At 65.8% G+C, this 8,161-nt stretch carries 5 protein-coding genes; 4 read left to right on the top strand and 1 reads right to left on the bottom strand.

What is annotated here, in order from left to right:
• A partial coding sequence (locus tag RMO40_RS17060; RefSeq protein WP_309724004.1) for an AMP-binding protein occupies window positions 1-2,372 on the bottom strand: 2,372 nt, incomplete at its 3' end.
• Between the two features lie 304 nt (window positions 2,373-2,676).
• Here RMO40_RS17060 and RMO40_RS17065 point away from each other — a divergent pair.
• From RMO40_RS17065 to RMO40_RS17080, 4 genes are all read left to right on the top strand, one after another.
• Window positions 2,677-4,914 (top strand): molybdopterin cofactor-binding domain-containing protein, encoded by a 2,238-nt coding sequence (locus tag RMO40_RS17065; protein WP_309724006.1) that lies wholly within the window; start codon window positions 2,677-2,679, stop codon window positions 4,912-4,914.
• Between the two features lie 111 nt (window positions 4,915-5,025).
• Window positions 5,026-5,877 carry a DUF5672 family protein gene (locus RMO40_RS17070; RefSeq protein ID WP_309724008.1) on the top strand — a complete coding sequence of 284 codons (852 nt, stop codon included), beginning with the start codon at window positions 5,026-5,028 and terminating at the stop codon, window positions 5,875-5,877.
• A gap of 192 nt (window positions 5,878-6,069) precedes the next feature.
• Complete coding sequence (locus RMO40_RS17075) at window positions 6,070-7,641, top strand: hypothetical protein (protein WP_309724010.1); 1,572 nt, start codon at window positions 6,070-6,072, stop codon at window positions 7,639-7,641.
• A 46-nt stretch (window positions 7,642-7,687) separates the two neighbouring features.
• The coding region (locus RMO40_RS17080; protein WP_309724012.1) for an acyltransferase family protein at window positions 7,688-8,161 on the top strand (474 nt) is incomplete at its 3' end.

Below are 8,161 nucleotides of genomic sequence, written 5' to 3' on the forward strand. Positions count from 1 at the left end.
CCTTCGCCTTCGGCTTCGTTGGCCGAGAAGTAGAAGAGGCTGAAGTCGAGCGGGCGTGCAGCGTGCGCACCGCGCGGCGCGGCACCCGAGCGTTCTTCGCCGGTGGCGATGACGACGTGGAAACCACGTGTCAGCGTCCAGCAGAGTTCGAGCACCGAGATGTCGAAGCTCAGGCTGGTCACGGCCAGCCAGGTGCCGGGCTGGTCTTCACCCAGGTGGTGGTCCATGCCGGCAAAGAAGTTGACGGCGTTGCGGTGCTCGACCATCACGCCCTTGGGTTTGCCGGTGGAGCCCGAGGTGTAGATCACGTAGGCCAGGTGCTGCGGCTCGGCGCCGCCGTCGAAAGGGTCGGCCGACTCGGTGGCGATGGACGCCCAGTCGCTGTCGAGCTGGATCACCGCCGCGTTGTGCTTGGGCAGCTCGACACGCGCTTGTGTCAGCAACACCGGCACCTTCGAGTCTTCGACCATGTAGGCGATGCGATCCTTGGGATAGCTCGGATCGAGCGGCACATAGGCGCCACCGGCCTTGTGAATCGCGATCAGGCCGACCATCATCTCGACCGAACGTTCGACACACAGGCCGACGAGCACATCGGGGCCGACGCCCAGTGACTTGAGGCGACGTGCCAGCTGGTTGGCGCGGGCGTTGAGCTCGGCGTAGGTGAGCGAGTCCCCTTCGCAGGTGACTGCCGTGTGCGTGGGCGTGCGTGCGGCCTGCTCTTCGAACAAGCGGTGCACGCAGGCTTCGGCGCGCACGGGCGCGTCGGTCGCATTCCATTCGGTGAGCACACGGCTGCGCTCGGCGTCGCCCCACAAGGGCAGCTCGGCCAGCGGGCGCTGCGCATCGGCCTCGGCGGCGCGCATCAGGGCAGCGGCTTGCTCCTGCATCGCTTGCACGGTGGCTCGGTCGAGCTTGGAGGCATCGAACAACCAGCGGCTGGCACGGCCATCGCTCGCGAGGGCGATGGTGAGCTCGCTGCCGGCTTGTGCGCGGGCAGCGTCGAGCGTGTCGACGATCAGCAGCGCGACCGGTTGCACACGCGGGTCTTTGAGCGCGGCCGCAGCGCGCAGCTCGGGCACACGCGCGATCAGGTCGGTGGCATAGGAGGTGCGGCGACGCAGCTCCAGCAGTTCGTTTTGCACCGCATCGCGCAAGACAGCGAAGCCGCGCGAAAAATCGACCGAGGCGCGCAGCAAGGTCTGTTGCGCAAACCAGGCTGGCGACTGACCAACGGCGGTCTGCAACGCGGGGTCGGCGAAGCCGAGGTCGAAGCCGTCTTTGTCGGTGAGGCGTGCGAGGTAGCCGACCAGGGCCGCCAGGCGTGCATCGGCCGGCGCACCGGCGGGCAGCTCGGCGTCGAGGTGCTGGTAGTTCTCGAGCACCGGGGCCGCGCTGCGGTCGATGTAGGGCAGCTCCAGGGGGGTCTGTGTTTCGAGACGGCGCAGCCAGAAGTTTTCATGCGTGCACACGGCCGCGTTGGCAGCGGTGAGCTGTGCGGCGGTCGAGTCGTCGAGTAGATCGAAACGCTGGCCGGCGCGCGGGGAGGCGGCCAGCGGCCTGCCGTCGAGGCTTTCAAGGCGGGGCAGCACGACGTCAAAGTCGGCGGTGGCCACCGTCAGGCCTTGTGCATCGGCCGAGACGATGCTGCCCGGTGTTTGTGTCGAGCTGGTTTCGCTCACACGCAGCTCAGGCACGATCACCGGCTGGCCGTTGAACAGTGCCTTGGCCGAACCAAGGGGGTTGGCATAGGTGCCGAAGTCGAGCGCACGCACCAGCGTGGCGGTGGTGTCAGCGGGTTGATCCCAACGGATGGCGCAAGCCGCGGCGGGCCGGTCCTTGCGGCCGAAATACTTCTGCACGCCCGCGGTCTGCGGCTGGCCTTTGAGTTCGCCACTGGCCAGGCCGGCGACGAGCTCTTCGAAGCTGTCCATGCCGGCTGCAAAACACTTGGTGTTGAGCGTGAGCGCGGTTTCGTTGTCAGACAGCTCGAAGCGGCGCTGCACCAGGATGTCACCCTGGTCGACCGCCTGGGTCATCAAATGCCAGGTGATGCCGTGGCCGGCTTCGCCGTTGAGCAGGGCCCAGATGGGTGTGTTGAGGCCGGCGTATTCGGGCAGCGGCCCGTCGTGGAAATTGATCGCGGCGCGTGTGGGCAAAGCCACCACGTCGGCCGACAGCACCGACAGGTTGGTGATGCTGAAGAGGTAGTCGAAAGGCTGCAGGTCTTGTGCGGCCAACAAGGCCTGGGTGTCGGCCAACACGCGGATGCCTCGACCGGCAGCCCAGCGGCGGATGGCGGGGCGGGTGGCGACCACGGCGATCACCTGATGGCCCGCTTGTTCGAGCACCTGCCCGCACTGAATCAACAAGGACTCGGAACCGATGAGGACGCTACGCCATGAATTCGCCATATTTGCTCTTGGTTGATTCCAGCCGGGATTCGTGAGCGCTGGAACGCTCGTTCAGACGGGTTGCACGGTGGCCCCTACTTGACAACAAATTCCACTCGATGGCGTGGCCGCAAACGTTGCAGGTTACGCAAAAACCCTCGGAATTATGTGCGGCAACAAGCCCCCTCCAGACCCCCTAGATAGGCGTGTGGAGGGCAGGGAGGCTGCGAATGAAACACACTGGCGGTGAAATAATTCGCACCCTTGCCGCAAAGACTTCTCCGTGACGAAGACGCCGCCCCATCCCGAGCGCATCAAGCGAATTGGCCGCCGTGGTTTCCTGGCGGTCTCGGCCCTCGCCGGCAGCGGCCTGGTGCTGGGATTCGCACTGCGATCGCCTGAAGGCGCATCCAGGCGGTCTGCGGCAAACGCCACGACGCCGGACGGCAGCTTCAAGCCCAGTGCCTTCATTCGCATCTCGCCCGAGGGCACGGTGACCCTCGTTTCCAAGCAGATGGAAGTGGGCCAGGGAGTGAAGACGTCGCTGCCGATGGTCCTGGCCGAAGAGCTGGAGGTCGACTGGAAAGACGTGGTCGTCGAACAAGGCGATCTCGATGCGGCCTACGGCAACCAGTTCAGCGGCGCCAGCACCTCGACGCTGAAAAACTACCAACCCTTCCGTGTGCTCGGCGCGACCGCGCGCAGCATGCTCGTCACCGCAGCAGCGCAAGCCTGGGGCGTGCCCGAGCGCGAGTGCCATGCGGCGCTGAGCGCGGTGCACCACCGCGCGTCGGGCCGCTCGCTCGGTTATGGCGCCCTCGCCTCGCGGGCCGCTGCCCTGCCCGTGCCCCGCGAGCGCTCGGTCAAGCTCAAGAACCCGAAAGACTTCAAGCTGCTGGGCACGCGTGTCGGTGGTGTCGACAACGACAAGATCGTGAGCGGGGCGCCGCTCTTCGGCATCGACATGCAGCTGCCCGGCATGCGCTACGCCGTCTACGAGAAGTGCCCCGTGTTCGGTGGCCAGGTGCAGGGCGCCAACCTCGACGAGATCAAGTTGCTGCCCGGTGTGCGCGACGCGTTTGTGCTGGCTGGCATTGGCGGCGTGCTGGGCTTGCAGCCTGGCGTGGCCATCGTGGCCGACTCCACCTGGGCCGCCTTCAGCGCGCGCAAGAAGCTGAAGGTGCAGTGGGCCGAAGGCGCTACCGCCAGCCAGAGCTGGGCCGGCTTCGCCGCGCAGGCCGAACAACTTGCCAAGCAACCTGGCACGACCGTGTTCCGCCAGGACGGCGACCTGCCCAGCGCGCTGGCCGGCGCGGCGCAGCGTGTCGAGGCCTGGTATGCCTACCCCTTCATCGCGCACGCCGCGCTGGAGCCGCTGAACTGCACCGCGTCGTTCGAGGGCGGTGTGATGGCGTTGTGGACGGCCTCCCAGAGCCCGTCGTGGGCGCTCGACCACGTGAGCGCAAGCCTGGGTTTGCCGAAGGAGAAGATCCGCCTGCACATCCTGCGCGGCGGTGGCGCCTTCGGGCGGCGCCTGAGCAGCGACTACGTGGTCGAAGCGGCGGCGATTGCGCAACGTGTGCCCTCGCCGGTCAAGCTGGTGTGGTCGCGTGAAGACGAGATGCAGCACGACCACTACCGCGCGGGCGGCTTCCACCGCATGCGTGGCGGCGTCAACCCGCGTGGCGAGGTGGTGGCCTGGCATGACCACAGCATCTGCTTCGGCCGCGGCGGCCAGGCCGGCAGCGTGCTGGACGCCAATGAATTCCCTGGCCGCTGGGTCGAGCACTGCGTGCTGGAACAAAGTGTCATCGAGTGCGGCATACCGACCGGTGCGTGGCGCGCGCCCAAGGCCAACGTGCATGCCTGGGTGGTGCAGAGTTTCATCGACGAGCTGGCGCACGCGGCCCAACGCGACCCGGTCGAGTTCCGCCTCGCGTTGCTGGGCGACAGACAAGTGATGCGATCCGGTGGCCTCTTTTCGCGTGGCGACGGCTACCAGGTGGCGCGCATGCGCCGCGTGCTGCAAACGGTGGCGCAAAAGAGCCAGTGGGGCCGCGCCCTGCCGCGCGGCCGGGCGCAGGGAGTCGCCTTTCATGCGAGCTACAGAGGCTATGTCGCGCAGGTGGCCGAGGTGACGGTGTCCCCCGAAGGCCGCCTCAAGGTCGACCGGGTGGTGTGTGTGTGCGACGTGGGCGAGCAGGTCGTCAACCTGAGCGGCGCCGAGGCCCAGGTGCAAGGCGCCATCGTCGACGGCCTGAGCGCGGCCTGGTTCCAGCGGGTCGACATCGAACGCGGCCGCGTCATGCAGAGCAACTTCAACGACTACCCGCTGCTGCGAATGGCAGACGCCCCGGCGGTGATAGAAGTTCACTTCATCACCTCCGACAACCCGATCGGCGGCCTGGGTGAGCCGGCGCTGCCTCCGATTGCACCGGCCGTGTGCAATGCGATCTTTCGCGCCACCGGCCACCGCATTCGCGAGCTGCCCCTGGCAAGAGCTCAGCTCGCGTGGGCGTGACCTGAGTCACGCGGGCCAAGGGGCCAAGCCCGCGATCAGGTGGGTTCGGCCACCGCCGGCAGCAGCAACAATGCGCGCTGCACGCAAGCCACCCCCAACAGAGGAATCCCCATGCGGGTCGTCGTCCTGATCACCGTCCACCAGCCGACCATCACCCCGCTCGAAGAAATCTCCCTGCGCCAGTGTTTCAAGGTGCTGGGGCATCACCCGATCCGGCTCGTGTGCCCCGAGGGCATGGACACCCGCGCCTACCGGGCCATCATCCCGAACATCGAGATCGATCACATCGCGCCGCACTGGCAGTCGAGTTACGCCAACTTCACCAAGCTGAAGATCGAGCCCTTTTTGTACGAGCGCTACCAGGCCTACGAGTACGTGCTGTTCTATGAGCTGGACGTGTTCGTGTTCCGGGACGAGCTGGAGAAATGGTGTGCCACCGGGCTCGACTACATCGGCGCGCCGTGGTTCGAGGGGCATGTGGTGGCAAACGATTCTTCGCCCGTGCTGGGCGTGGGCAACGGCGGGTTTTCGCTGCGCAAGGTCTCTTCGATGTTGCGCGGGCGACGCTCGGCCTGGCTGTGGCTGCGCTTGCTGGCCTCCCAGGCGAGGCGCGAGCCCCTGCAGGCCCTGCGCCGCGTCCCGGGTGATCTGCTGCGCATCTTGAGAGGCGAGTACCCGAGCCTGGTGTTCGAGCGCGGCGAAGACAACTTCTGGGGCCTGGTGGTGAACCGGCACCTGGGCTGGTTTCGCGTAGCCTCGCTCCACCAGGCGCGCGAGTTCTCGTTCGAGGCGCTGCCACGCCGTCTGTACAAACTCAACGGCGAGCGCTTGCCCTTCGGCTGCCACGCGTGGGCGCGCTACGACCTGGACTTTTGGCGCCCCCACATCGAGGCCTTTGGCCACCGCCTGGACGGGCTCACGCCACAGACCAGCTTCCACACCCTGGACAACACGGCCCGCTGACTGTGGATCATCGACCTGTGAACACGGGGGAGACCCGCCCCTCTGCGTGGAACTACACTGCCCCGCGACGGTCTCTGGTTGTGCCGAGCAACGCTTGCACCCATAGCGCCCTTCATCCGGCCAGCACGCCGAGACACACATCAAACACCCCGCTTTTGCCCGCGGCGGGTTCGCCCCACCGGAGGACGCCGGTTGCCTGAACATCTTCGAGCCCTCGTGTTCATCCTCGCGATTGCAGTGGCGGTGTTCGCGCTCGCGAAAAAACCCATCACCGCACTGGCCTGTTCAGTCGAGGATTTCAAGCTGCGGCGCAACCTCTGGTTCGCGCTGACGCTTTCGGCATTCCTGGCGCACAACTACTGGCTCTTCGTGGGCATCGCGGCGTTCGCACTGCTCTACGCGGGCAAGCGCGACTCGAATCGTTTTGCCCTCTACCTGGCCGTCATGCTCTGCCTGCCGCGCCTGGCAGCGTCGATCCCGGGTTTCGGCATCATGAAAGAGCTGTTCGTGATCGAGCCGCTGCGCATGCTGTCGCTGCTGTTGCTGATGCCGCTTTATTTTTCGCTGCGCAAGCAGCCCGGCGTCGAGCCCTTCGGTCGACTGCTGTGCGACAAGCTCCTGATCGGCATGTTCTTGCTCGAGGTGTTTCTCACGCTGCCTTACCGCACCTTCACCAGCGTCATCAGAGACAGCGTCTTTTACGAGTTCACCAACGTCTTCCTGCTGTATTACGCCGGCAGTCGCTCGCTGCGCACCCTGAAGGATTTCCGCGATGCGCTGGGCGCGTTCACCGTGGGCGTGATGATCTTCTGCGCCATCGTCGCGATCGAGTTCGCCCGCCGCTGGCTGCTCTACGCGGCACTCGACAACGCCCTGGGGGTGAGCCTGGGTGACCGTGGCTACCTGCTGCGCTCGGGCATGCTTCGCGCCGAAGGCACGGCGGAGCAGTCGATCGTGGCGGGCTACACCTGCGCGGTCGGTATCGGCCTGTACCTGTATGTGCGAACGCTGGTGCCCAACTTGTGGATGCGCCGGCTCGGGTTCCTGCTGATGATCGCCGGCATCATCGGCGCCTTCGCCCGGGCGCCGTGGTTGGGCGCCGGCGGCATGATTGCGCTGTTCATCCTGCTCGGGCCGGGTGCGGTGAGCAATTTGTCCAAGCTGGTGCTTGCCTTGCTGCTGTCGCTGCCGGTCTTGCTTTCCACCCAGGCCGGTGGCGTCATCATCGATCACCTCCCCTGGATCGGGACGGTCGACTCCAGAAACGTCGATGGCCGAGAGCACCTGGCCGAAGTGGCGTTCAAGGTGATTCTTCAAAACCCGATGTTCGGCAACTTCGACTTTGCCACCACCCCTGCGATCGAAGACCTGCGAGGCAGCGACGGCATCATCGATCTGGTGAACACCTACGTGATGATCGCCCTCAAAGGCGGCTTTGTGTCACTGGGCTTGTTCTTCTCGATCATCCTCGTTGCGATGGCGGGTGTCTTCGCAAGCATGCTGAAGCTCGACAAGCGCGACGAACGGCACACGCTCGGCCGCGCCTTGCTGGCCACGCTGGTAGGGGTGCTGTTCATCATGGGCACGGTGAGCCCCATCTTTTTCGTCTACCCGCTCTACTGGTGCCTGGCCGGCCTCGCGGTCGGGTACATGCGCCTGGTCGAACGGGGCGAGGTGGCTGCAGCTTCCAGCGCCAAGCTGGCAGCCGCGGCACAAGCGAATGGGCGCGTCGCGTCACCTGCTCGCCGCGGCGTCGCGAACTGACACGCCCGGGCCTGACGCATACAACCCTCTTTCAACACCTGGCGCCATGACCTCCACCCACCGCGGCCTCTACATCCCGTCGCTCGACGGCCTGCGCTGCATCGCGATCCTGCTGGTCTTCCTGTCTCACGCGATGATGGCCGCGGGTGTGCCACGGGTCGTCCCTGGCCATTTCGGCGTCACCCTGTTTTTCTTCTTGTCGGGTTACCTGATCACCACCTTGATGCGGCAAGAAACCGAGCGTACTGGCACCGTGAACATCCGCTTGTTCTACCTGCGCCGGGCGCTGCGCATCTTCCCGACCTTCTATCTCGTGCTGATCGCCGCGGCGCTGTACGGCTGGTACGCAGACCTGGTGGAGCCGTGGTTTCTCGTCGGGCAGATCTTTCACCTCACCAACTACGAAATCATCTGGGCGGGCTGGAAGGCGCCGATCGCGCCGTTCACCGACGTGTACTGGTCACTGGCCGTCGAGGAACATTTCTATCTCGCCTTCCCGGCCTTGTTCCTGTTCCTTTCG

Origin of the sequence: Rhizobacter sp. (assembly GCF_031412075.1) — a bacterium.
Lineage (GTDB): Bacteria > Pseudomonadota > Gammaproteobacteria > Burkholderiales > Burkholderiaceae_C > Rhizobacter.